At 65.2% G+C, this 22725-nt stretch carries 29 protein-coding genes; 14 read left to right on the top strand and 15 right to left on the bottom strand.

Translation table 11 applies throughout. From position 1 onward, the window contains the following. The 4 genes from BST47_RS02765 to BST47_RS02750 all read right to left on the bottom strand — a co-directional run bounded on the left by BST47_RS02765 (position 1) and on the right by BST47_RS02750 (position 4873). On the bottom strand, positions 1-1068 hold the full coding sequence (locus tag BST47_RS02765; RefSeq protein WP_083123758.1) for a phosphotransferase: 1068 nt from the start codon (positions 1066-1068) through the stop codon (positions 1-3). Positions 1069-1150: 82 nt separating this feature from the next. Continuing rightward, positions 1151-2422: an arabinofuranan 3-O-arabinosyltransferase gene (aftC, locus tag BST47_RS02760; RefSeq protein WP_165799728.1), complete on the bottom strand. Its 1272-nt coding sequence runs from the start codon at positions 2420-2422 to the stop codon at positions 1151-1153. A 35-nt stretch (positions 2423-2457) separates the two neighbouring features. After that, on the bottom strand, positions 2458-4023 hold the full coding sequence (locus BST47_RS02755; protein WP_083123756.1) for an alpha/beta hydrolase: 1566 nt from the start codon (positions 4021-4023) through the stop codon (positions 2458-2460). Between the two features lie 58 nt (positions 4024-4081). Next, complete coding sequence (locus tag BST47_RS02750) at positions 4082-4873, bottom strand: pyrimidine reductase family protein (RefSeq protein WP_083123637.1); 792 nt, start codon at positions 4871-4873, stop codon at positions 4082-4084. A gap of 25 nt (positions 4874-4898) precedes the next feature. Here BST47_RS02750 and zapE point away from each other — a divergent pair, with 25 nt between their 5' ends. Continuing rightward, positions 4899-5936, top strand: coding sequence for a cell division protein ZapE (gene zapE, locus BST47_RS02745; RefSeq protein WP_083123636.1), 1038 nt, complete (start codon positions 4899-4901; stop codon positions 5934-5936). Here the strand turns inward: zapE and BST47_RS02740 are convergent. From BST47_RS02740 to BST47_RS02710, 7 genes are read right to left on the bottom strand one after another with little or no spacing between them, the layout of a single operon-like run. After that, positions 5912-6391 (bottom strand): GNAT family N-acetyltransferase, encoded by a 480-nt coding sequence (locus BST47_RS02740; protein ID WP_107528817.1) that lies wholly within the window; start codon positions 6389-6391, stop codon positions 5912-5914. The genes zapE and BST47_RS02740 overlap by 25 nt on opposite strands. Before the next feature lie 15 nt (positions 6392-6406). Further along, positions 6407-6922, bottom strand: coding sequence for a hypothetical protein (locus BST47_RS02735; RefSeq protein ID WP_083123634.1), 516 nt, complete (start codon positions 6920-6922; stop codon positions 6407-6409). 40 nt (positions 6923-6962) lie between these two features. Continuing rightward, positions 6963-7385: a PPOX class F420-dependent oxidoreductase gene (locus BST47_RS02730; protein WP_083123633.1), complete on the bottom strand. Its 423-nt coding sequence runs from the start codon at positions 7383-7385 to the stop codon at positions 6963-6965. A 36-nt stretch (positions 7386-7421) separates the two neighbouring features. After that, positions 7422-8015, bottom strand: coding sequence for a methylated-DNA--[protein]-cysteine S-methyltransferase (locus BST47_RS02725; RefSeq protein ID WP_083123632.1), 594 nt, complete (start codon positions 8013-8015; stop codon positions 7422-7424). Continuing rightward, complete coding sequence (locus BST47_RS02720) at positions 8012-8494, bottom strand: RNA polymerase sigma factor (protein ID WP_207568506.1); 483 nt, start codon at positions 8492-8494, stop codon at positions 8012-8014. Before BST47_RS02720 ends, BST47_RS02725 begins: the two co-directional genes overlap by 4 nt. Before the next feature lie 35 nt (positions 8495-8529). After that, positions 8530-9255 carry a Clp protease N-terminal domain-containing protein gene (locus tag BST47_RS02715; protein ID WP_083123631.1) on the bottom strand — a complete coding sequence of 242 codons (726 nt, stop codon included), beginning with the start codon at positions 9253-9255 and terminating at the stop codon, positions 8530-8532. Positions 9256-9287: 32 nt separating this feature from the next. Beyond that, a complete protein-coding gene (locus BST47_RS02710; RefSeq protein ID WP_083123630.1) occupies positions 9288-9776 on the bottom strand; it encodes an SRPBCC family protein in 489 nt (162 codons plus the stop codon). Between the two features lie 74 nt (positions 9777-9850). Here BST47_RS02710 and BST47_RS02705 point away from each other — a divergent pair, with 74 nt between their 5' ends. Beyond that, positions 9851-10207 (top strand): helix-turn-helix domain-containing protein, encoded by a 357-nt coding sequence (locus BST47_RS02705; protein WP_083123629.1) that lies wholly within the window; start codon positions 9851-9853, stop codon positions 10205-10207. Positions 10208-10217: 10 nt separating this feature from the next. Here BST47_RS02705 and BST47_RS02700 read toward each other — a convergent pair whose 3' ends face one another. The 3 genes from BST47_RS02700 to BST47_RS02690 all read right to left on the bottom strand — a co-directional run bounded on the left by BST47_RS02700 (position 10218) and on the right by BST47_RS02690 (position 11802). Beyond that, on the bottom strand, positions 10218-10637 hold the full coding sequence (locus BST47_RS02700; RefSeq protein WP_083123628.1) for a hypothetical protein: 420 nt from the start codon (positions 10635-10637) through the stop codon (positions 10218-10220). A 555-nt stretch (positions 10638-11192) separates the two neighbouring features. Continuing rightward, positions 11193-11372, bottom strand: coding sequence for a hypothetical protein (locus BST47_RS02695; RefSeq protein WP_083123627.1), 180 nt, complete (start codon positions 11370-11372; stop codon positions 11193-11195). A gap of 133 nt (positions 11373-11505) precedes the next feature. Continuing rightward, entirely contained in the window at positions 11506-11802 is a 297-nt protein-coding gene (locus tag BST47_RS02690) for a hypothetical protein (RefSeq protein WP_083123626.1), read from the bottom strand. A 368-nt stretch (positions 11803-12170) separates the two neighbouring features. Here BST47_RS02690 and BST47_RS30480 point away from each other — a divergent pair, with 368 nt between their 5' ends. Beyond that, complete coding sequence (locus tag BST47_RS30480; RefSeq protein WP_133056195.1) at positions 12171-12674, top strand: hypothetical protein; 504 nt, start codon at positions 12171-12173, stop codon at positions 12672-12674. Here BST47_RS30480 and BST47_RS02685 read toward each other — a convergent pair. Then, the gene (locus BST47_RS02685) at positions 12595-13023 is read right to left on the bottom strand and encodes a hypothetical protein (RefSeq protein ID WP_083123625.1); all 429 of its coding nucleotides are present in this window, start codon (positions 13021-13023) and stop codon (positions 12595-12597) included. The genes BST47_RS30480 and BST47_RS02685 overlap by 80 nt on opposite strands. A gap of 376 nt (positions 13024-13399) precedes the next feature. Here BST47_RS02685 and BST47_RS02680 point away from each other — a divergent pair, with 376 nt between their 5' ends. The 11 genes from BST47_RS02680 (at position 13400) to BST47_RS02630 (ending at position 22725) form a co-directional block, all read left to right on the top strand. Beyond that, entirely contained in the window at positions 13400-14551 is a 1152-nt protein-coding gene (locus BST47_RS02680; protein ID WP_083123754.1) for a tyrosine-type recombinase/integrase, read from the top strand. Next, positions 14548-15003: a hypothetical protein gene (locus BST47_RS02675; protein ID WP_083123624.1), complete on the top strand. Its 456-nt coding sequence runs from the start codon at positions 14548-14550 to the stop codon at positions 15001-15003. The genes BST47_RS02680 and BST47_RS02675 overlap by 4 nt, the downstream gene beginning before the upstream one ends. 124 nt (positions 15004-15127) lie before the next feature. Next, positions 15128-15379 carry a helix-turn-helix domain-containing protein gene (locus tag BST47_RS31425; protein WP_337360509.1) on the top strand — a complete coding sequence of 84 codons (252 nt, stop codon included), beginning with the start codon at positions 15128-15130 and terminating at the stop codon, positions 15377-15379. A 57-nt stretch (positions 15380-15436) separates the two neighbouring features. Then, a complete protein-coding gene (locus tag BST47_RS02665) occupies positions 15437-16432 on the top strand; it encodes a bifunctional DNA primase/polymerase (RefSeq protein WP_083123622.1) in 996 nt (331 codons plus the stop codon). Then, on the top strand, positions 16432-17961 hold the full coding sequence (locus BST47_RS02660; RefSeq protein ID WP_083123621.1) for a YfjI family protein: 1530 nt from the start codon (positions 16432-16434) through the stop codon (positions 17959-17961). The genes BST47_RS02665 and BST47_RS02660 overlap by 1 nt, the downstream gene beginning before the upstream one ends. A gap of 87 nt (positions 17962-18048) precedes the next feature. Beyond that, on the top strand, positions 18049-18420 hold the full coding sequence (locus BST47_RS02655; protein ID WP_083123620.1) for a hypothetical protein: 372 nt from the start codon (positions 18049-18051) through the stop codon (positions 18418-18420). A 67-nt stretch (positions 18421-18487) separates the two neighbouring features. Then, on the top strand, positions 18488-19015 hold the full coding sequence (locus BST47_RS02650; RefSeq protein ID WP_083123619.1) for a hypothetical protein: 528 nt from the start codon (positions 18488-18490) through the stop codon (positions 19013-19015). Between the two features lie 140 nt (positions 19016-19155). Further along, a complete protein-coding gene (locus BST47_RS02645; protein ID WP_083123618.1) occupies positions 19156-19404 on the top strand; it encodes a hypothetical protein in 249 nt (82 codons plus the stop codon). Between the two features lie 3 nt (positions 19405-19407). After that, the gene (locus BST47_RS02640; RefSeq protein ID WP_133056194.1) at positions 19408-19860 is read left to right on the top strand and encodes a hypothetical protein; all 453 of its coding nucleotides are present in this window, start codon (positions 19408-19410) and stop codon (positions 19858-19860) included. A gap of 469 nt (positions 19861-20329) precedes the next feature. Next, complete coding sequence (locus tag BST47_RS02635) at positions 20330-21928, top strand: terminase large subunit domain-containing protein (RefSeq protein WP_083123616.1); 1599 nt, start codon at positions 20330-20332, stop codon at positions 21926-21928. A gap of 260 nt (positions 21929-22188) precedes the next feature. Next, positions 22189-22725, top strand: a complete 537-nt coding sequence (locus BST47_RS02630) for a hypothetical protein (protein WP_133056193.1) — start codon at positions 22189-22191, stop codon at positions 22723-22725.

The raw sequence follows: 22725 nt of genomic DNA, 5'->3' as shown, positions 1-22725 counted from the left end.
TCAGTCTGGTCTCAGCGACAGGCAGTCATGGTCTTCCATGGCCGCCACCGAACGACTGAGCATGGTGCGCGCCAGCTCCATGTTGCGTTCGTTGACTACTTCGATTCGGCCACTGGCCATCACGGGGTAGATGAAGCACCAGGCCGTCGTCAGCCGGTAGTCACGTTGTAATTCGGCACTGGGGTACTCGATTCCGAGTTTTGCGAGACGCCTGGCATAGCGCGCGATGAGCTCGTCCTCGATGTCGCGCCGTGTCTCGGGAGTAAGACTTTGAGACAGGAAGTAACTGAGATCCCAAGCGCCCCGGCCCCTTCCCGTGATTTGCCAGTCCAAGACGGTTACCGGCGGATCGTCATCTTCTACGGCGAAGAAAAGCTGGTCGAGCCGCAGATCCCCATGCAGAAAAGTGTGGGGTTCACGGCTGAACTCCTCAATCAACCATGGCATCAACGATGTGAATCGCTCACCGAAGCGGCGCATCAAAGGGGACAGGTCGGACCCCGCGAGCTCGAGGAATTTCGGCCATGCGGCCCGGTAGTTGTCGACGATGACTTCGGTGAAGGGTGGGGCGGTGAAGGGCTTCAGCCAGTGCAGCGATGACAGGCGATCGTTGGCCCACCAATGACCATGGTGCCGGGCAATGGCATCGATGACCGTTGCCGCGTCCGCGGGGGTGCATCCTATGAGCTGGTCGACGTTTCGCAGTCGACCGAGATCCTCGAGTACGAGAACGAAATCATGCGTCGCATCATCGAAGGCGGCAAAGTACGGCTGCGCCGGCCGCAGCGGGTTGGTGAGCCCGATCTCCTGGTAGAAACGGACTTCACGCAGATAGAACTCGAGCTCTTCGCAGAGGTTCACCCGCGCCGTCACGTCCAGCGTCGGCAGCTTGACGACGACGGTTTCCGGAACATCGGGGCCGCCCTCGAGGTGCACCCGGAACAACCGGCCCAGCAGGCCGACGCCGATGGCGATCTGTTCGACTTTGCATGCACTTACGTCGGCGTCAAGCACTTCGCTGAGCCAGCCGGCGGTAATCGCTGACGGATCTTCAGGGATCAACGGCATTCGCATCGCCTCCCCGTGACCCTCCTGCGCGCGAGCTAATCGTATGCGATCAGCCTGCTGTCACAGCGAATTTAAGCGGTCGTCAGCCGCTCTGCACGGGAGTCGGCTCTTTCACCGCATCCTTCATCCAGACCGGGTCGATACCGTCATCCAGCCGGTTCTCGGACTTGGCGTCCAGGTAACGGAAATACAGCACGCAGAACACCACGATCAGCATCAGGCACCAGCCGTAGGTGAACTTCATGTATTCGAGGAACCGCCCCGTGGTCGGCCAGTGTCCGAGCAGCCATCGGTCTGAGCTCATGAAGCCGTATATCGCCAGCCACGCCGGCCAATTGCGCAACACCGAGTTGCGCAGCACGACCGTCATCAGGAACGGGAACAGCATCATCGAGTAGTAGCCCTGACCCAGCGACAGCACCAGGAACGACGTGATCAGCAGTACGCCGGAGGAGGTCAACATCCAGAACAGCGGATCGCGGGTCCGGTAGTACTTGTAGAGCAGCCAGAGTGACAGCACCGCCAGCACGACGAAGGCCAGGCGCAGCAGAATGATCAGCCAGAAAGGCAGTCCGTAGTAGAGCCCGTTGCCGGCGATCGAGCTGTTGAAGTAGTCGCGCGTCGTGAAGATGTATTTGGCGGTGCGGGTGACGAAGCTCATCGGGTCCTTGACCAGCGGCCAGGCCACCGCGTTGAACACGACCGGCACCAAAAATGCGGGGATCAACGCCCGCCACTGCCGGTTCAGCAGCGGAATCAACAGCAGCGGCGCCAGCAGTGGTTTGACGACCAGCGTCAGACCTATGGAGATTCCAGCCAGCCACTCGTGGTTGCGTTGTCCGTCCAGTAGCCAGCGGAAGAACAGCACCTCGAGCAGCAGGATGCAGCCGTTGATATTGCCGAAAACCAGTGTGTTGACGACGCTTTCGCTGATGAACATCGCCGCCAGCAGAGCGGGCAGTGCGACCGAGTCGAATTTGAATCCGAACAGGCGAATCAAGAAGTACGCGGCGAGGATGATCGCGATGGTGTTGAACGTGATGAACCAATACCGCGACGCGTCGACTGGGAGGTAGCCGAACGGCGCCATGATCAGCGTTCCGCCCGGAGGGTAGAGATAGTGCGGGTCGACGTGGTTGAAGTGCTCGTTGTAGATGTCCCAGCCCATTTTGAAGTTCACGACGGCGCGGTACACCGGACCGTAGTCGTCGGTGATGTAGCCGTTGGTGGCCAGGACGTAGCTGCGATGAATGATGAACAGGATGGCCAGCGGCCACAGGATCGACCGCAGCACCGTTGCCAGACTCGGCGGGGAGGTGCGGGGCCGGAAGGCGGCCAGGACAAGATCACGCACGACCGAACCGTACCCGACCCCGTTAGGCCGAGGTGTCAGGCGGGGCAGAACGTGTCGGTCTCGGGCAGCTTGCCGCTGTCCAGATAGCCGGTCACCGGCGTCAGTGCGCAGGGGGAGTAGATGGCCGCCCCGTGGCCGATGCCCTGCCACATCACCCGCCTGTTGACCGCGCCGGCGTTGATCACGGTCGCCGCGACGGCGGCCACGCCCTCGTTGCCGACGATCGGATCGTGCTGGCTGCCCAACAGCAGCACGGGAGTCTTGAGATTCGTCGGCTCCTGCGGGGCCGCGCCACTGGGCCAGTTCAGGCATTGCACCAACTCAAGCGCGCCGACCTGGCCGAACTGCGGGTAGATCTTCTCCCACGCCACCACGAGTTCGCGGACCCGGTCGGGGGTGGGCCGGTTCAGTGAGTCGCTGCAGCTGTTGACGAACTGGCCGTCGGTGCCGCGCAGCGCCTCGGCCTCGGTGACCAGGGTGTTCATGGCGTTCCAGTCCCCGGAGCGGGCACCGGCGACTGCAGAGGCGAGCCTGTTGGTGGCGGCTACGCGATCGCCACGCGGGTACGCCAGCGCCGTGGCGATCGCGTCGGCGACGGTGGCCACCGATCCGTCGTTGGAGTTGTATCCGCGCACCTGGTTCAGCACCGCCGTCACGGCAGCCTTGGGGTCAACACCCAACGGGCAGTTGATCGCCACGCATTGCGCGGCCCACGCATCGAGTGCGGATTGTTCGCCCTTCACACGCTGTTCCATCGCGGCTTCGGCGGCGATGCCGAGCGGAAGTGGGGAATCGAGCACCAGCCGGGACACCTTGTTGGGGTGGCTGCCCGCGTAGGCCAACGCCACCTGGGCGCCGTTGCCGATGCCGTACAGCGCCAACGTCGGTACGTCCCAGGTGCTTCGGAGTCGCTCGATGTCCTCGGCGGCGTGCGAGTTGTCGTAGGCCGAGTCTCCAGGGGCGATGGTGTCGGTGCAGCTCGTTGTCGCGGCCTGGACGATCTCGCCGAGATTGGCGACGGGGTCGTCGCCCGGCTGGAACTGGGCCTGATCGAGCATCGCATTGCGGTCGTACAGATCGCGGCAGTCCAGCGCACCTGACATTCCGATGCCGCGACGGTCGACCGCCACGACGGGCCGCGTCTTGAGCACGTCGGCACCCGACTGTGTCAGCCAGACCGGCAGCTGCATCGACGTCGGCAGATCCGAACCCGTCGTCATCACCAGCGGTCCGGCGTCGGCGGGGGTTTCATCGGTGGTCGCGCGGACCACACCGATGCTGATCGTGCCCGTGGCGCCCTTGATCGGGTCGAGTTCGGCGTCATAGGTCGCGCAATCGAACTTCACCCCGGCGATCGGGGGGATCGACGCGTCGGACGAGATCCGCGAGGTGCAGTCACGCCACGACAGGTCGTTCTTGGGTGGCTCGATCGGTGGTGGGCCGTCGGGTGCCTTGGTGGTCTCCGGCTGACCCTGGGGTTCGGCGCCGGAATCGGTGGCGAAGCGTGGATTAGCCGCCAGACCAGGGGCGCAACCGGCAAGAAAAACCGACACCACAAGCGCAGAGGTGCTCAACACCCGTATCGGACGACGCCGCTGCATGCCGACCACAGTACTGATATCCGTGCTGGATCCTCGTTGCCCAACGCCTCCTGGTGCGTCAGCGCGCCCGGACATAGCGGGTGTAGAGGTAGCCCTCGTCGTCGGACAGCAGGTGTGCGGGCCGCATCTTGGTGTGCACCTCGCCCGCGCCCGCCGCGATGCGCCGTCCCGAACCGCCGACCAGGATGGGCGCCACCGTCAGACAGAGTTCGTCGAGCAGGTCATCCTCGATCAACTGGCTGAGCAGCAGCGGGCCGCCTTCGGTGAGCACCCGGAACAGTTTGCGTTCGGCGAGGAGCTTCAGCACGGTGGCACCGTCGACGGAGTCGGATTGCGGCCCGGACGCGTTGAGCACCTCGGACACCGCGCCCAGCCGCTGACGAGTGGCATCGACGGAGTCGGCGCACGTCAGGATCAGCGGCGGGACCTCGGTGCGGGTGAAGAACAGGGCGTCCGGGTCGAGGACGCCGGTGCGCGTGACGACCGCGATGGGCGGCACTTCGGCCTGTCCGCGGCGTTGCCGGGCGTGGCGCGCCGCGAGTGGCACCTGGGCGCCGGAATAGTTCTCGACCCTGACGGTGGCGGCGCCCACCAGGATGACGTCGGCGCAGTGCCGCATGAGGGCGAACATGCTGCGGTCACCGGCCCCGGCCAGACCACCGGCCTTGCCGTCAGCGGTGGCGCCACCGTCGAGGCTGGCGATCATGTTGCCGCGGACCCAGCACGTCTGCAGGTCGTCGGGGTATGCGTAGAAGTCGGACAGCCGGCCGTCGGCGCCGTCTATCGCGGGACCGTCGGGCCCCAACGCGGTGAATTGCACGCCGGCGGTGGTATCGGCCATGAACAGCATTGCAACACGTCGATAGGGTGCGTGCATGCAGGGGTCCATCGATGTCGGTCATTTGGTCGACCGGCATCCCAAGGTCACGCCGGATCGTTTGATCGCTCAGCTGACCCCGCCGCCGACGTTCGCCGACGTCAGCTTCGACACCTATCTCCCCGACCCTGCCGAGCCCACGCAGGCCGCGGCGGTGCAGGTCTGCCGACAATTCTGCGCGCAGGCGGTCGAGCGGCGGGCGGGCAAGAAGAAGTTGTTCGGCAGACGTGACGTGCTGCCCGGCGTCGGGATTTATCTCGACGGCGGCTTCGGCGTCGGGAAAACCCACCTATTGGCGTCGTCGTACTACGAACTTCCTGAACCGAAGGCGTTCGCGACGTTCGGCGAGTTGACGCAGTTGGCGAGCGTCTTCGGCTTCGTCGAATGCATTGAGCTGCTGACCGATTACGTCGTCGTGTGCATCGACGAATTCGAACTCGACGATCCGGGAAACACGACGCTGATCTCGCGGCTGCTGTCACAGCTCGTCGAGCGCGGGGTATCGGTGGCCGCCACGTCGAACACGCTGCCCGAGCAACTGGGGGAGGGACGCTTCGCCGCTCAAGATTTTCTGCGCGAGATCAACACCCTCGCAGCGATTTTCACGACAGTGCGGATCGACGGACCCGACTACCGGCACCGCGATCTCCCTGCTGCTCCGGAGCCGTTGAGCGACAACGAGGTTGCGGCCCGTGCGGCACGCACACCGGGTGCGACGCTGGACGACTTCGATGCGTTGTGCGCCCACCTGGCCACCATGCACCCGTCGCGATACCTGACGCTGATTGAAGGTGTGTCCGAGCTGTGCATCACGGGCGTGCACGGGATCGACGACCAGAACGTCGCGTTGCGACTGGTTTCGCTTACCGACCGGCTCTACGACGCGGGCATTCCGGTCGTCGCGTCCGGGTCGAAGATGGACGCCATCTTCAGCGAGGAGATGCTCGCGGGCGGGTTCCGTAAGAAGTATCTGCGCGCGACATCGCGGCTGCTTGCGTTGACGGCAGCGGGTCAGACGGGTCGGACCATCACGTAGTCGTTTTCGACGCTCTCGCCGAGCCGAAACGTGCGGGTCCCGGTGACGGTGAACCCCTGCTTGGCGTAAAAGCGCTGAGCGCGTTCGTTTTGTTGGTTGACACCCAGCCACACCGACTCGGCGCCCAGTTCCTTGGCGGTACTCAGCGCCGCCGTCATCAGCGCCGCAGAGGCACCCGCGCCGTGGCTGCCGGGCAGCACGTAGATCTTCGAGAGTTCGATGCCGTCGTCGGCGCGAACCAGCATGGCGTAGCCAACCATTCGCGCCTCCTCACGGACGACGAGCACTGCCCGATCAGGATCGGCGAGGTATCGGCGAAACCGGTCCTCGGAAAGGTTCTCGTCGATGAACGCGGCGATGTTGTCGACGCTCACCGACGGCGGGCACGCCAGCGGAAACGTTCGCGCGGCGACGTCGGCGAGTTCGGGAAGATCGGCGACGACGGCCGGGGTCACGTCAAAGTGCAATACCTAGGCCACGTTCCACTGCGCAAGGTGCTGACCGGTGACCTTGTCGAGCAGGACGACATTGGAGATGAGGTCGCGATAGCAGTCCCACCACACCCCGCCGCTGACGGTAGAACCGGCCGGAGCGTTCATCAGCGCGAGTGTCAGCGAGTCGGGTGCGTCGGTGTTGCGCGGCTCGTAGGAGTCTCCCGTCGCGGTGACGCCGCGGAACTGATACGTGATCGCCTGGGCGTAGGGCGTGGGCACCTTGACGGGGTTGACGGTGATCTGAGCGCGCCACACCTCATACCGGGGCGCCCGCGGGGGGTAGCCGAAGCCGGGCGGGATCGGTGAGGGAGCCAGGCTGTTGACGGTGATGTTGGCAACCAGGCCCTCGAAGTTGATCTGCAGCGTCTCTCCGAGCCGGCCGATGGGCGAGGGCACGGACTCGGCCTCGTCGGGCGCAGCCGGGGCGGGCGCGGCCGTGAGGCCGGCGAGGGTCACCATCATGGCGGCAAGGAGGACGAACCAGCGACGCATGCACGCATGATTTCACAGACTGAAACGTGTTACAGCCGCTTCAGGACACCCACGGTCCCGAGCCGCCGATCTTCTCGATGCGGACCCGTGTGAGGAGTCCGGCCGGCGCGTTGGGCGGCGGGAAATGCTCGTCGCTGCCCAACATCACCTTGGCCAGCTGCTTGAGTAGTTCCGGGGCACCACCTTCGACGATCCGCGCCACGCCGGTGACCGCCAGATAGTCCCTGAGTCGCCCGGGCCGCTCGGGGCCCAGGATCGTGACCGCCACGCGCGGATCGCGGCGCACGTTACGGGTCTTCCGGTACTCGTTGAGGTGGGCCGAAACGAGCTCGTCCCCGTCTGGCGTCGACTCCAGCGCCATCCAGATCGTGGAGACCTGCGGGCTGCCGTCGGGGTTGAGCGTTACCAGGATCGCGTCGGTGCCCGCCCCGATGAGCTGGCGGGCGGCGTCGTTGAGCTTCATGCGATGTTCTACGGCTGAGGGTGCCGGTTCATTCCCTCAGCCGGCTTCCAGTTCGAGCAGTGTCGATTTGGCCAGAGGCCCGCCCACGTACAGACCCGCCGACCCGTCGGAGCGCACGACGCGATGACAGGGGATGACCACCGGGAGCGGGTTATGGGCGCAGGCTGTGCCGACGGCGCGGACCGCACGCGGACGGCCGATCGCCGCGGCGACGGTCGCATAGCTTTCCCGCCGGCCGTAACCGATGTCGCGCAAGTGCTCGACGACGTCGCGCCGGAAGCCGTCGGCCAGCCGGAGATCGACCCGGACGTCGAAATCGGTGCGGCGCTTGGCGAAATACTCATCGATCTGCCGCGCCGCGTCCTCGAGTCGCGACGGAGAGCGCAGAATCCGGGGGCTCACGGCGTCGGCGAGCCGGTTGAGGACCGCGTCGTGGCCTTCGATGTCATAGGCCACGCGAACCAGGCCGACCGACGTCGCGGCCAGCAGGAGCGTGCCGACCGGGGTGTCGATCGTGCGGTAGGCGACGTCGAGCGCCCCGTCGGCTTCTGCCGCCTGTTCGAGCCGTGTGTGCAACCGCGACATCGTGTCGTCATCGGCATGCAGTTCGTCGAAGAGATTGGCGCTCATGGTGTTTCGTCCTTCGAATAGATTTTTCGCAGCGTCTTGATGCCGTCGGCGGCGGCGCGCCGGGCGGCGTCGGGGGAGTTGTCGAGTAGTGGGGCGATCTCGGCGAACGGCAGGCCGGCGATGTGGTGGTAGGCCACCGCCTGGCGTTGTTTGGTCGGCAGCTGTCGTAGCGCGGCCCACAAGTCGGGGTCTCGGGCCGCCGGATCGGCGTGCGGTGTGGGGTGCTCGGGCAGGGTGTCGGTGGGCACGGGCCGTCGGCTGCGCGCGCGTCCCACGTCGAGCGCGCGGCGGTGCGCGATGGTCACCAGCCACGCCTCGACGTTCGCGTCGTCGGGAAGCTTCGGGTAGGCCCGCAGCGCCGAAAGGAAGGTTTCCGACCAGGCGTCCTCGGCGTCCAGAGGTCCGACCACGGCACGACACACCCGCAGCACCGTCGCGCCGTGTTCGGCGACTACCTCTTCGAACGGGCGCACCTTCACATTCTGTAGACGGCGCAACGGTGCGCGATGTGAGATCAGCTTTTGGTGAACGGCTCCAGCGCGGTCGTCAGGTCGTTTTCGAAGCGCTCCCGGTCAACGCCCAAGCGGTGCAGCGGGCCGTCATCGTCCTCGGCCTCGAGCAGGGCGAGCACGATGTGCTCGGTGCCAACGTAGTTGTGGCCCAGACGAAGTGCCTGTCTGAACGTCAATTCGAGCACCTTTTTCGCCGCGCCGTCGAACGGCGTCAGCGCGGGCAATTCGCCGTCGGCTGCCGAGGGCAGCGACACCGCCGCGCTGACCTTGCCGGCATCGACGGCCTGGCCGGCGAGCAGCTTCACCGCGAGTGCGTCGGAATCGACGAACATCGCCAACAGCAGGTGGTCGGGGGTGATCTCGGTGTTGCACGCTTCGTGGGCCTTGTTCTGGGCTTCGACGATGACGTTGCGTGCGCGCGGGGTGAACCGGCTGAAGCCGGCGTTGGGATCGAGCGCGTCGGCGTCGTTGGGAGTCCTGGGGACGAACCGCTTCTGAGCGGCCTGCTTGGTCACACCCATGCACTTGCCGATCTCGGTCCATGACGCCCCCGACCGGCGCGCCTGATCGACGAAGTGGCCGATCAGGTGGTCGGCGATCTCGCCGAGGGACTCGGCGGCAAGTACCGCGTCGGTGAGCTGCTCGAGCGGTTCGTCGTGCACCTTCTTGATGACGTCGATGAGGTCGTCGAGGCGGACGGGGTTGGTGATCTTCGAAGGCTCGGTCATGGCGTCAACGCTAGGTTGACGCTGTGGATTCGTCAACCTTTGGTTGACGCCTTGGGGTAGCCGCGCCTGACCGTGCGATCGAGGATGCCCAGGGTGCCGCGCAACGCGAGCTCCGAAACGATCGGGAAGATGTTGGCATCGCGCCAATGCTGGTCGATGTTCGACCAGTCGTAGAACGACGTCACCAACGTTCCGCCGTCGACCGGCTCCAAGCGGTAGCCGTAGACGTGCCCGATGTCCGGCTTGAGTTGACCGAAGATGGTCCACGCGATCAGCCGGTCCTGCTCGAACTCGGTGATGGAGACGGTGACGTCGTACTTGCCGAGCGGATAGTCATTGAGCGCCTCGCGATCCATGTGTACGACGAAGCTGTCGCCGACCGCGCGTGCGGGATCGCCGTCAGCGTCCTGCAACATCCCGGTGGCGTCGATTGCGACGTGGCCCTGCGGGTCGCACAACACAGCGAAGATGTCGGCGGCGGGGGCGGGGATGGTGCGTGGCACCTCGATACGTTCGGTCATCGCTCGATCGTCTCAGGTGTGATCTGTGTCGAGCCCGTTTTAGGGCTAGGTATGCGGGTAATAGTTCGAGCGAAATGTCCACTGAACCAGTCGAGCCGACGACCACGAAGCCCGTCCTGCTGCGGCAGGCGATGGCATTCATCCACGAGAACGCGCATCGCGATATCACGCTGAGCGACATCGCGGCTTACGTGAACGTCACACCGCGATCCGTGCAGTACACGTTCCGGCGCTATGTCGGCGCGACGCCGCTGGAGTATCTGCGTGGGCTGAGACTCAATCGGGCGCACCGCGAATTGCAGGCCGCCGACCCGTCGGTCGACACCGTGATGGCCATCGCGGGCCGGTGGGGGTTCGGGCATGCGGGACGGTTCAGCAGTATGTACAAGCGCAGGTTCGGCAACTCGCCGAGCGAGACGCTGCGCGGTTGACGGCTCGCGTTTACCGCGGGAAGAAGCCCTCGCGGGTGAAGATTCCGGGCTGCCACCCCCGAGCGCCCAGGCACAGCATCGGACGTCCGTCGGGATGTTGCGCTGCCGCTTGGGGTTTGGGGCACGGCGCGCCGGTTTCCTGCACACCGAACAGCTCGTAGGTGGCGACCCAGAAGCCGGTGTAGATGGGTGGCCACTGGTTCTCGATCCAACGACACTGCAGGACTTCGCCGCCGGGGCCGCGACCGAACGTGAATCGCTCCAAGTTGGTGCACGGCGCGGTGAGGTGCGCGTCGTAGTTCATGCCGGGCACATCAGACGGGTAGCGCCCAGGGGTGTCGGGATACGCCAGATTGTCGGCGGCAGCCAGCGGAGCAGCGCTGATGGCAGCGCCGGCGATCGCAGCGGCGGAGAGGAGTTCGCGAATCAATTCCCACCCCTTGGTCGTCTTGATGGGTTGGCCTTCAGAGCGTAATGGGTGCCCCGAGATGCACGGGTGCTTTCGCCTCGATGACGGACGCGTCAGGTGGGGTCAGCGGGGCATCGAATGCCGGCCGTGTGACCGATGACGACGGATCGGCGCCGCCGTCAACCGCGAGTCCCACAACGCCCCCGACAACATGGCGACAAACAGTCCGAAAAGACCCGCAGTCGCGAACAACGCTTCATTCGCCATGCCTTGTAGGTACCCAAACCACCGCGCGTGAACACCCAGGTGAGGAATCAGTGCCGAATCAGCGCTTTGGGTGCGAAGCCCCCGACCCCAGCGCGGGGGCTTCGCTGGGCCAGCCGCCTGCGCCGGGTGTGCGAATTGGATGCAAGACGGAAGGCTCATTGACTTAGGTAGCCCGGCCGCGGCGAGCCTAATCATCAGGGCAAAGCGTTTTGCCTAGCTGTACGGTCAGCGACCGGCGAAAATCCGGTACAGCGCAACTTTCGTTCCGAAAGGGAACGCTGCTCGGATTGCTGGGCGAGTGTGCGGTGCTCAGCGGTTGATTTCGTCCTGCGGGGCAGACGCGAAAAGTTCGCCCCAGGAGTGGACGCTGGCCATCTCGGGTGTCGTGCTGGTGGCGGCCGACTCGCTCGAGCTGAGAGCCGACGCGAACGCGCCGAATCCGACGACTGCGACGGCTGCGGTGGCTGCGGCGACGTGCTTGATGCTCATGACGGCTGGCTCCCGGTGTGTTGGCTTACTGACTGCCATCAGCATTGGTCGTCGGCCTTGGATCTTTCTTGGAACATGGGCCGGCCCGCCACTCGGGGGGTAGTGGCGGGCCGACGTCTGTTGCGCGCGGCTGCTAACCCAGCCCCGCGGCGAGTCCCAGAAGATCCCCCGTGGGAATGATGTTGCCGATGTCGCCAAGGACCGGGATGTTTCCGAGCTCTCCAAGGCCCGCGATGCTGCCGAGGTCGGCGACGTCGTCGAGCAACGGGAGGTAGGACTGCCAGTCCTCGCTGAGCCCTCCGGGAATGAGGGGTGCGATGTCATCCAAGCCGGGGTCGGCGTTCGCCGCGCCTGACCCGAATCCGACTGCGGCCAAACCCATTACGCCTGATATGGCGCCTGCGGCCGCGATTCTCTTTGTTGCCTTCATAGTGCTGTGCCTCTCGTTGCAGCTCGGTATCGCCTGACACCCGTAGCGGGCTGAGTCTTCGCGGTAGACCTTGGAAGTTTCTAAAAGCCCAGCACGGGAAGGAAGCGCGACGATTTTGCTTCTTGGCCAAGGCATCGGCCCAGGTGCTGCGTTTGTGCACACAGCGAACGCGACGGCGGCCAGTCTGATGGTGACTACTTAACACCCACAGTTGCGCCAACGGCCATCTTGCAACGGATACGCGAACGCAACCGGCCCTAAATCCGCTGCTAGTTCCAGGGTAGCGGCGGTTCGCCTACCTTTGGCTCTTTTTGAGCGACTATCCGCCGGCAGCTCGCGATGGCTCGGTCGCGCTACCTGGAGAGGAAATGGCAGCCCGCACAGCGAACAGCCCCCCTAGGTGCCTGCGCGCCGAAACCGACGCCACTAATGCCGAACTGGAGGCCGAACTGGCCGATGAGTTCGAGGACGACGACCTGGACCGGCTGGACGTGCCGAGCCGGTACGTGGCCACGCCGCCGTTTCAGTTCGTCGGGATGGAACCGACGACGCTGGAGATCCCCGGCGTTGACACCGTCGAGCCGGTCGACGTGGAGCGGTTTCTCGACGCCAATGGGCGAAGCGTGAGCATGCAGGACATCTACCGGACCGACTTCGCAAACGGGTCCGAAGATCGCGGAGACCTAGCCGACGCTGAGGCTCAGATCGAAGCGGCGGGATACGTAAAGGTGCCCAACGGCGACGGCAACGGCTGGCACTGGGAGCTTGTCGACCAGTCGGCCTCCGTGTGGACTACTTCTGCCCCTCCAGCAGATGGGTATACGGATCCGACTCGGTACCCACGGATTCTGGCATCGGATAGTAGGTCTTGATGAGCAGGTTTCCAGCGTCGTCCCACGCGAACGTCTCGATGCTGTGTGCCATCTGCACATTCGGCTCGGTGCCAAAGTGGTTCTCGCACACCCAGGCCATCTCGTTTCCGTTGACCTGAACCGTAATCATCTTGATCTTGAGGATCGACTGGAACATGTCGAACGCGTCCGACGTCGCGGCAGCGAAACCTTGCTTCTCTTCGGTGCCGACTGGATCGAACATGCTGACGGCACCGGGGCAGATCGTCCGCCAGGACGCGACCCATTCGTCCCTGCGACCCGCGTTCCATAACTCCGCGTGCTTGGCGGCGTGCGCCAAGCGGGCCTGACGGCTTGGAACCTTGCTCATTTCAGCCCCAACTCTCTCAACCGGGTTTGCGATCATCGACCAACACGATAGCTGGACACCTGTCCAGTCGAAAGGGTCAACGAAGCGCGCGGGTAGTCCGAACGTGACCATGACAGGCCGGACCTGTCGTCTTGGGTGTGAGGAAAGTCTCGGAAACGTCTTGAGAAGCGCCCTACTACCTGCATAATCGCAGGTCAAGCATGGTGCGCGATACTGGGATTGAACCTGTACCAATGCCAATTCCTGACAAGCACCCTGACCTCGGTTATTAGCCGTTTGAACTGCGCTTATGGTAGACCAGACCCATGGACTTACCAGGACTCAGAATCCCTCAATTGGATCTTTATGTGGTGCATATGTGGTGCAAGACCCGCTGATGGGCGCTGTGCCGCGGTCCACTACCCGTCGCGGCTTCGGCCGTCTGCGGCAGTTCCGGTCCGGCCGCTGGAAGGCCAGTTACACCGGGCCCGACGGACTGTTGTACGAGGCGCCGAACACGTTCGCACTGAAGCTGGACGCTGAGGCGTGGCTGACCGACCGGCGCCGAGAGATCGATCGCGAGCTCTGGTCGCCACCCGACAAGGACGACAAGCCGCGCCGGCAACGTCATGTGACCCTCGCCGACTATGCCCAGCGATGGCTGGAGACCCGCACCGTGAAGGGCCGGCCGCTGCGGCCGCGGACCCGGGCCCATTACGAGTCCCTGCTCTCCAAGCAAATCCTGCCGACGTTCGGCCCCAAGCCGCTGCCGTCGATCACGATGGAGATGGTGGACCGCTGGTATGCCAAGATGGGCGCCGGCGCCCCGACGTTGCGGGCCCACTCCTACAGCCTGCTGCGCACGGTCTTGGAGTCTGCGCGGACCCGCGACAAGCTGATCGAGTCCAACCCGTGCGCGATCGCCGGCGGCGGGTCCGCGGACCGAGTCGTGAAGCCCAAGCCGGCCACCCTAGAGCAACTCGACGTCCTGGTAACCGAGATGCCCGACCAGCTTCGGCTGATGGTGCTGCTGGCGTCGTGGTGTGCTCTGAGGTTCGGTGAGCTCGTCGAGCTTCGCCGTGGCGACGTCGACCTCGAGGACGACGTGGTGAAGGTCCGCCGCGCCGCGGTCCGCGTCGACGGCGGCTGGATCGTCGGAGACCCGAAGTCCGATGCCGGCAAGCGTGACGTCGCGGTGCCGCCGCACCTGATTCCCGCGGTTGAAAACCACCTGTCCGAGTATGTCGCGCCCGGACAGCGCGCCCTGCTGTTCCCGGCGAAGTCGGGGGAGCACCTGCAACCGAGCACCCTGTACCGGCACTTCTACCGGGCCCGTGAGAAGGCGAAACGCCCCGACCTCCGCTGGCATGACCTTCGCCATTCGGGTGCCGTCCTGGCCGCTCAGACCGGCGCCACCCTCGCGGAATTGATGGGACGCCTTGGTCATTCGAGCCATCAGGCGGCAATGCGATACCAGCACGCCGCGGCTGGCCGCGACAAAGCGATCGCTGCGGCAATGTCCAAGATGGTTGAGGGAGTAACTCAGTGAGCCTGCCTGACGCCGTAGTGACGGTCTACTGCGACGAGCCGTCCCACTGCGACACCCCGGTCGGACTGTTACTGAAGGGCACGTGGCTGGAGACCGGCCGGCTACTCGCTGACGCCGACGAAGGTGTGTTCATCTGGGCCACGATGGAGCGCGGCCGGGAACGGGCAGGCGCTTGGACAGCGAGGCCGACCGTTCTGACCCCCCATGGCCTCCGCCAGGCACGGCGCGGCGGCGGCTTCCACTGGGCGCCCGACAACGACGCCTCACCCGAAAGGGTGGCGGAGTTCGCCATAAGGAATTTCCAGCCCGTCCGTGGCCGCTTCGGCGCCAGGTGCGCGTACTGCGGCCTGTCGTTCACCCGCCAGTGGCCGGCCATGGTGCAGACCCTGGACACCCTGACCGCGGCCGGGATCACCGCTATCTCCCTGCGCGGGCTCATTGATACGACCTAAGTCACGTACTTTGCCAGTAAGTCGCGCCATGTAATACTGGTGTCGCTGACTGCGACATCGCGATTCGCAGCAGATCACCTCCCAGAAGAGGCAATTTCGTCATGCCCTCTCTGGGAGGTTTTTCGTGTCTTCGCCCTCGCGACCCCAATCAACAGTGCCGGCCAGCGCTAACAGGCGCACCCGCCGACACCCTGAGCACGTTCAGCGCGGCTTTGTCGGAATCCCTGAAGCCGCAACCTATCTCGACGTCACCACGAAGACGGTCAGGCGGATGATCAGCCGCGGCCAGCTCGACGCGTACCGGCTCGGCGATCGGCTGATCAAGATCCGGATCAGCGACCTCGACGCCTTGATGATCCCGGTCGGGCTGGTCTGATGGCCGACGACGTTTTGCCACTCCGCGGCGCCGCGGCCACCACGGAGGCAAGCCAGGGTGACTAGGACGAAACAGCCCCGGCCGCCGGCCGGGGCTGCTCGCCGAGAAGAAGGCGTTTTAAAGGATACCGCCGGCGAGCTCATCTGCGAAGCTCACGCGATCCGTGGGCTAGACGCCAACGTCATCGGCGCTACCGACATCGGCACCCACGCGATCGAGTACGCGATCCGCAACTGGGCGGTCTTCCCAGTGCGCGGGAAGATACCCGCGATCGCCGGCGGGCGCGGCGTCCTGGACGCCACTACCGACATCGGGCAGGTTGCCGCCTGGTGGGGCGGCGCCTACCGCGGCTGCAACATCGGCGCCCGAGTTCCCGAGTCGATGTTCGTGCTCGATGTGGATCCGCGCAACGGCGGCGCCGAGACCATCACTGAACTGAAGCGCCGGCACGGCCCGCTGCCCAAGACGTTGGCCACCATTAGCGGCCGCGGCGATGGCGGAAGCCACCGCTTCTACCGCAGGCCCGCCGGCAAGCTGTGCAGCAAGCGACTCGGCGCCGGCCTCGACATCAAGACGGCGACCGGCTATGTGGTGATGGCGCCATCGATTCATCCCGACACCGGCCAGCCGTACCGGCGCATCGACCTCCCGGTGGCAGAGCCGCCGGCGTGGCTGGTCGACCTGATCCGCCCTGAGCGCGTCGACGAGCCGGGGCGCCGGCGCGAGTTCTCGGTGTTTCACGGCCCGTCGCCGGCCGACCAGTTCAGCGACGCCACGTCCTGGGCCGACGTCCTCGCACCGCACGGCTGGCGATGTCTCGACGCCGACCCCGATGCCGACGGTGCGCGGTGGCGCCACCCGAACTCGACGTCGGAGTGGTCGGCAACCGTGCGCAGCGGCTGCCTGTTCGTGTACAGCCCCAACACCCCGTTCGACGTGACTGAGCCGTCTGACCCCCACGGCTACACGAAGTTTCGGGCCTATGCCGTCCTCGACCAAGGCGGCGACTTGAAGGCCGCATACCGGGCCATCACCGGCAGAGGGGTGGTGTGATGATCGACGCCGACACCGTCGACCCGATGTACGAGGAGTCGCCGATCGACGGGCCGCTCCCACTGACCGCGAAGGTGGCGGTACCGCCCTTCCCCACAGGCGCACTGCCCGAGCCGATCGCGGCCATGGTGCGCGGCGTCGCCGAGGCAACGCAGACCGACCCGGCGATGGCGGCAACGTCGGCGCTGAGCGCGATGTCCGCGTGCACCGGCGGCCACGCGGAGATCGAAATCCGCTATGGCTGGAGAGAGCCCCTGGTCTTGTACACGGCGACGATCGCCGCGTCCGGGGAACGCAAGAGTGCCGTGCAGTCGTCGATGACGCGCCCCATTCTCGACGTCGAAAAGCAGCTCGCCGCCGAAACTGCCGCGGCGCGGAAGGAGGCCAGCGAGCGCAAGGAGATCGCATCCAAAGCCGTTGAGAGGCAACGCAACATAGCCGCACGTGCCGATGGAGCAGAGCAGGACCAGGCATTTGCCGACGTGATCGGGGCGGCCATGATCGCCGATTCCATTGAGGTGCCGCCGATCCCGCGGTTGGTCGCAGATGACATCACGCCGGAGGCGGCGGCATCACTGCTGGCCGAGCAGCGAGGCCGCCTGGCGATCATCAGCGCCGAAGGAGGCATCTTCGACATCATCGCGGGCCGATACTCCCGATCGGTCCCAAACCTCGATCTCTGGTTGAAGGGCCATTCCGGCGATCCGCTGCGGGTGGACCGGAAAAGTCGCCCTCCCGAGTACGTTGAGCGGCCCGCATTGACCTTGGGCCTGATGATTCAGCCGCAGGTGCTGTCCGCGATCGCCGCTAACCAAGAGTTCCGCGGCCGTGGGCTCCTTGCCCGCTTCCTGTACGCGGCGCCGGTCTCGAAGGTCGGCCGGCGCAAGATCGGGGCTGCACCGATCGGCCCCGAGGTCGAGGAACGCTACCGGGTCACCGTGAGCCGACTGGTCAAGGGAATGGTCGGGTGGGCCGGCGACCCGCTCATCCTGCGACTGACACCAACGGCGCAGCAAGCCATGTCGGAGATCGAGGCGGAGATCGAGCCCACGCTCGCCGGCGAAGGAGAACTGGCGCCGCTGGCGGACTGGGGCGCGAAGTTCCTGGGAGCGATCGGCCGCATCGCCGGGATCTTGCACCTCGCCGGCCTCGGCGCCGACCACGGGCCACGCAAGCCGGTTGAGGTCAGCACCGTCCTGGCCGCGGCTAGGATCGGCGCCTACTTCAAAGCCTCCGCGATCAACGCGTTCATCGCGATGGGAACCGATCAGACCACCGCCGACGCGAGCTATCTGCTTGAACGAATTTGGCGGCTCAACAAGGACGCCGTGTCGGTCAGGGACGCGTTCACCGCGGCCAGCCGCGCACGGTTCCGGACTACCGCGGCCCTCAAGCCGGCGCTGGACCGGCTCGTCGATCACGGGTACCTGGTGCCGCTTCCCGAAGCGGCGCCCACCGGAGGGCGACCAGCATCACAGCGATTCGCGGTAGCCGCACAAGCCGCACAAGCCGCAAAAGGGGTCTCATGACGAGACTTCTGCGGCTTCCGCGGCTTCTGCGATCAACACGAGATCACACCCCCGGGCCGGCGGGGCCGACAAGAAAGCAGGCATGAGATGACGAATTGCACGACCTGCGGGCACCCCACCACGACAGGGCAGAGCACCCACTACACGTGCGGCGGCATCGAACCCACAGACCAGCGGTTCGCCCCAGACCTGGCAGCCACACACATCGTGCGCCTCCTCAACCGCAACCAGCCGCAACGGCCCTACGAGCTCTGGGTTCGTCTGCGCCCCGAGCTCGCTGACCACTTCGACGCCGCGATCGACCTGCTGATGCAGGCCGGCAAGATCCGGCGCACGAAAGGCAAGCTCTCGCTGGCGCCCGAGCGACGGGTTCGCCGGCGCCCGCGCGCCGCGGTCGATGACGGCACCGAGGACGGGCTCTTCGAGCTCCCACCCGACGCCCGCGTGCAGAGGTCATGAATGAGCCGCACATAGACAACCCCGCCAAGTCGGTTGGGGCCGAGAAGGAAGATATGAGGTTAACGAAATGCCAGACGTCCCAGAGTATTTCGATGAGGACTACATCAACGACACCCAGGAGCACCTGAGGTACCTGCGGTCGATGGACGCCTCCCGAGAGAGAGCCGTAGAGGCGGCGATCGATTTGGTGCGGGACCAAGGTGCCGTCACAGTCATGGATGTCGCCGACGAGGTGTCGCAGTTCGGTATCCGGATTCTCGGCAAAGAAACCATGACGATCGGTAACCACGCGGTCGGCGACGGTGTCGGCACGACACCGATGGCCGACCCGCCCAACGTGGTGCTGTGGAACTGCGGGACAGTGGAGTTCCTGGCCGTTATCGAGGCGATGCTCGCCAAGGAGCCTCGCATCGTCCTGGAGCGCACCGACGCCGCAACGTACGAGGCCGGCGGGATGGTGCTGCTGGAGGACTACACCGACGATGGTCGCGAGGGGGTGCGCTTGCCGGCCATCGACTTCGGTGACGAGCTATTCGTGGACGGCTATCTGGTGCCCACCTGGCTGCCTGTCATGTTCGCCTGGTCCGGCGACTAGTAGTTAACCGATGGCCGGGGGTGGCAGCACCCGTCGCCCCTGGCCATGAAAACAGCTGAGGGGCAACGAATCAGAGATGTACAACCTTTTGCAGCCCACACAGACCACCCCATCAAGTCGGTGGAGCCGGAACGAATTCAGTGAGGAGCGACCAGACGCAGACACCTGCGATTAACCGGGATGTTGAAGACATCGCCGACCGCGCGAAGTATGCGTATGCCAAGGGCACGCAGCTGCTAGCGGCCACGCAGTACCGACTCGCCGAGCTGGCCGGCACAGGCAGGCTCGACGCCGAAGAGGTGTGGGAGCTGCATGACCAGCTCCTCCGGATCTGGGAGGAACTGTATTTCGGCACGTTTACGCCGTGCGCGCCGCGACACCGACGATGACACGTGGGCCTGGGCCCTGCCGTGGCCGTGCTCATGCGCCAGGTCACCGAGGGCACGCTGACCGGCGCGGTGATGGCCGGCCAAGCCGCACAACGCTGCCGCGAGGTGTTCGCTGTCTGCGACGGTCCCACCGATCCGCTCTGGCCGGCACACGTAGAAATCTGCCGCTCCGTGCTCGGGTTCGGTGGACTGCCGGCGGCCGAGTTGGCGCAGTGGCTTGCTGTGGCACGTAATCGCGAAGATCCCGCAGGGTCAACCCTTCGCCCGCCCGCGCTGAATGTGTCGGGCCGTGAGCCGTACGGCCGCGAATACGCCAGCGTTGACGATGACGCTGCCCCTGAGCCGAAACCCGTTGTGTCCGAAGCGGATATATTGGATACCTTGGCCGACCTTCCGCGCGACGTCCTAGCCGAGGCCGAAGCCGCAGCGTGGGCAGTCATCGACCGCTATCCGTGACAGCGTGAGGCCGGCGACCGATGAAGCGCACGCTGCTGCATCGCATCGCCGAGGCGCTGTGGTCAATCGAGCACGACTCTGCACCAACCGAACCGAACCTGCACCGGCGCAGCCCGTCGAGCCCCAGCCCGAACCACTGCCGCTATGCCAGCGGCGCGTCAAGGTGTCATTCGACGAGGTGTTGGCAGTTCGTGGATACAGCTACCCATACATGCGTCGGCAGATCGCGCCGCCGTCCGGCGCCGAGCGTGCGCGTCGGGCAGCCGAGGCCCCGATGGGGGGCCGGACAGGACGTGCTGGCCGGATTGACCGCCCTGATGACCTCGCCTCCGGCCGGCGATTGTCAACATTTCGGCAACACCACATCGTCACAGCTGGCGGCGAAACCCGGCAATATGCTCTCTGACCGGCGGATATGTGCTCGCCCTCAAACCTGCGACCGCTTGCTCATGGATCGAGTGGGACACCGATGACAGCGCAACTAGGCGGGTCAAAGCCTTTCACGTTCGGCAATCCCGTGCACGCCGCGCACGCTCTGGCGGAAGCTGAACACCTGGCCCAAGTGCGCTCTCGCAGGGCCCCGACCACACCGGCGGACCTTGGCTGGCGAGCGGTGCTCGGTTACCGAGTCACCCCTGCGGTGGCACTGGTCAGCGACGAAATCGACCGCGCCATACGGACACCCGATGACCGCATCATCATTTGCATGCCGCCGCGTGAGTCGAAATCGACCACGGCCGCGGTGCTCGGCTGCGTCGAGGCACTACGCCGCGATCCCGATGCTAGGCACATCCTTGCCAGCTATGCCGACACTCTCGCGCAGGCGCACAGCGCGGCGGCGCGGGCCATCATCGCCGAGCACGGCGACCTGCTCGGCCTGCGCTTATCGGCTGAGAAAACATCGGTCGGTCGTTGGGAACTCGATGGGCACAGCGGCGGCATGCTCGCCGCCGGAATCCTGGCCGGCATCACCGGCTTCGGCGCGACCGGCCTCCTTGTCGTTGACGACGCGATCAAGAACATGCAGGAGGCCGACTCGCCGACGCTGCGACGCAAGGTCGTCCATGAATTCCGCGCAACGCTTATGACTCGCGTTCATCCCGGCGCCTCGGTGGTCGTCATCGGCACCCGATGGCACCCCGAGGACTTGATTGGCACCCTTCTCGCCGAGGAACCCGACCGCTGGCGCTACGTGAACATCCCAGCCATCGGCGAGCCGCGCGCCGTGCCCGACTCGCTGGGCCGTGCGGCCGGCGAGCCCATGGTTTCGGCGGTGGGCCGCACCGCCGAGGACTTCGCAGACCAGCGTCGGTCAGTCGGTGAGCGAACCTGGTGGGCCGAATTTCAAGGCGTCCCGGCGAGCCCCGAGGGCAATGTGATTCGCCGCGAATGGTTGGACCTCTGGCGGCTGCCGGCTCTGCCGGCCGGGCTGGTGCGCACCGTCATCGGCGTCGATCCGTCCGACTCTGGCGAGGGTGACGCGGCCGGCATCGTCGCGGCCTCGTTGACCACTTCGGGCACCGTTGTCGTGCATCGCGATGTCAGCGAGCCAATGACACCCGAACGGTGGGCAACGGTGGCAGTCGAACTGGCCATCGACAGCGGTGCATCCGAAATCGTGATCGAGACATTCACCGCACGCGAGGGTTATCTGTCGGTGCTGAACACGGCGCTGCGGCGCTACCGGCTGCCGCACCTGGTGCGGGTGTCGAGCTGGCCACCGAAACGCAGCGACCGAGGACGGGGTGACGCGATGGCCCGCAGTGCCAAATTGATTCAGGGTCTGGAGACCGGAACCGTCCAATTAGCCGGGCACCTGCCGAGCCTTGAGGCGCAAGCCGTTCTATGGCAGGCAGGCCAACATCAACCGGATTGCGTGGCCGCGCTTACCGTGGCGCACGATGTGCTGGTACACGGCGCCGGGCGAGTGACCATCGTCAGCCCGCTCGACGTCGAGCGCCGGATGCGGCAGGGCGCGGTTCCACAACCACCGGCATGGATGACTCGCCGGATCGGCGGTGACCGGCATCGGACATGGGCCGACGTCGTGACCGGCAACCTCGTCTAAAAGGGAGGGACCATTGTCAAGTACTGTTCACGCCAGGGCGGTTAGGTGCAATCGGTTGCGACCTCAGCTTTGCTTCTTCCAGACGGATTGTTCACGGTCTGGTAGATACAAGCCCTGATTCGGCCGCCGAGCGCGGTGATCAATTGGTGCAGAGCCGCGATTGTTGACCCCTCCGTGTCCGCTCGGCTATCAGAATGCTGTCTAGACAGTTTGTTCGAAATCAACCAATCGGCACCAGGTAATTGGTGTATATCGGATCGATGTCAACGTTCCTGCTCATAATCGGTGACCGCGAGGCACTGGGCTGGATTCTCGATGCTCGCCGCACAGCGTTCCCAGGCGCGGGGAAGGGCGCGCATAGGGCAGAAGTCCGATCACTAAAGATCGACGACGAACTAATGGTGTACACCACACGAGGGGCCTTCAAGAACTCAACTCGTGACCGAGGCCGCGTAATCGGCACAGCTCGCGTAACGAGCGACCTGACGCAGCTTGATCAGCCGGTGTTCTTTGGTGGGCGCGGATATCCCGTCGGCTGCGACTTGGAACTTGAGACGCTTGTTCCATTTGGCTCAGGCGTCAACCTAGCAGAGCACGTGTCGCAGCTTGACGCGCTGAAAGACCTTGGCGATAGTTGGTCACTAAGGCTGCGGCGACCGCTCTTGCGGATATCTGAGCGGGACTCGAAGCTACTCAGAGAGCAGCTTCTTTTTGCTGGCACAGGAATTGTGAACGACGAGGTCGTTTCCGGTTACTCGAAGTGGTACCGCGCTCAAGGCAGCGACTCGGGTGGCTAG

The organism is Mycolicibacterium tusciae, from assembly GCF_002086795.1.
Classification (GTDB): Bacteria; Actinomycetota; Actinomycetes; order Mycobacteriales; family Mycobacteriaceae; genus Mycobacterium; species Mycobacterium tusciae.
This window is presented reverse-complemented; position numbering and strand designations above follow the sequence as displayed.

What these genes read in the sequence shown, in the direction of transcription:
- BST47_RS02765 (WP_083123758.1), bottom strand. Translation starts at nt 1,068, where the DNA reads ATGCCGTTGATCCCTGAAGATCCGTCAGCGATTACCGCCGGCTGGCTC.
- BST47_RS02655 (WP_083123620.1), top strand. Translation starts at nt 18,049, where the DNA reads ATGACGAATTGCACGACCTGCGGGCACCCCACCACGACAGGGCAGAGC.
- BST47_RS02730 (WP_083123633.1), bottom strand. Translation starts at nt 7,385, where the DNA reads ATGAAGCTCAACGACGCCGCCCGCCAGCTCATCGGGGCGGGCACCGAC.
- BST47_RS02750 (WP_083123637.1), bottom strand. Translation starts at nt 4,873, where the DNA reads ATGCTGTTCATGGCCGATACCACCGCCGGCGTGCAATTCACCGCGTTG.
- BST47_RS02710 (WP_083123630.1), bottom strand. Translation starts at nt 9,776, where the DNA reads ATGACCGAACGTATCGAGGTGCCACGCACCATCCCCGCCCCCGCCGCC.
- BST47_RS02690 (WP_083123626.1), bottom strand. Translation starts at nt 11,802, where the DNA reads ATGAAGGCAACAAAGAGAATCGCGGCCGCAGGCGCCATATCAGGCGTA.
- BST47_RS02685 (WP_083123625.1), bottom strand. Translation starts at nt 13,023, where the DNA reads ATGAGCAAGGTTCCAAGCCGTCAGGCCCGCTTGGCGCACGCCGCCAAG.
- BST47_RS02735 (WP_083123634.1), bottom strand. Translation starts at nt 6,922, where the DNA reads ATGCGTCGCTGGTTCGTCCTCCTTGCCGCCATGATGGTGACCCTCGCC.
- BST47_RS30480 (WP_133056195.1), top strand. Translation starts at nt 12,171, where the DNA reads ATGGCAGCCCGCACAGCGAACAGCCCCCCTAGGTGCCTGCGCGCCGAA.
- BST47_RS02725 (WP_083123632.1), bottom strand. Translation starts at nt 8,015, where the DNA reads ATGAGCGCCAATCTCTTCGACGAACTGCATGCCGATGACGACACGATG.
- zapE (WP_083123636.1), top strand. Translation starts at nt 4,899, where the DNA reads ATGCAGGGGTCCATCGATGTCGGTCATTTGGTCGACCGGCATCCCAAG.
- BST47_RS02660 (WP_083123621.1), top strand. Translation starts at nt 16,432, where the DNA reads ATGATCGACGCCGACACCGTCGACCCGATGTACGAGGAGTCGCCGATC.
- BST47_RS02715 (WP_083123631.1), bottom strand. Translation starts at nt 9,255, where the DNA reads ATGACCGAGCCTTCGAAGATCACCAACCCCGTCCGCCTCGACGACCTC.
- BST47_RS02705 (WP_083123629.1), top strand. Translation starts at nt 9,851, where the DNA reads ATGTCCACTGAACCAGTCGAGCCGACGACCACGAAGCCCGTCCTGCTG.
- BST47_RS02630 (WP_133056193.1), top strand. Translation starts at nt 22,189, where the DNA reads ATGTCAACGTTCCTGCTCATAATCGGTGACCGCGAGGCACTGGGCTGG.
- BST47_RS02650 (WP_083123619.1), top strand. Translation starts at nt 18,488, where the DNA reads ATGCCAGACGTCCCAGAGTATTTCGATGAGGACTACATCAACGACACC.
- BST47_RS02755 (WP_083123756.1), bottom strand. Translation starts at nt 4,023, where the DNA reads ATGCAGCGGCGTCGTCCGATACGGGTGTTGAGCACCTCTGCGCTTGTG.
- BST47_RS02635 (WP_083123616.1), top strand. Translation starts at nt 20,330, where the DNA reads ATGACAGCGCAACTAGGCGGGTCAAAGCCTTTCACGTTCGGCAATCCC.
- BST47_RS02680 (WP_083123754.1), top strand. Translation starts at nt 13,400, where the DNA reads ATGGGCGCTGTGCCGCGGTCCACTACCCGTCGCGGCTTCGGCCGTCTG.
- BST47_RS02695 (WP_083123627.1), bottom strand. Translation starts at nt 11,372, where the DNA reads ATGAGCATCAAGCACGTCGCCGCAGCCACCGCAGCCGTCGCAGTCGTC.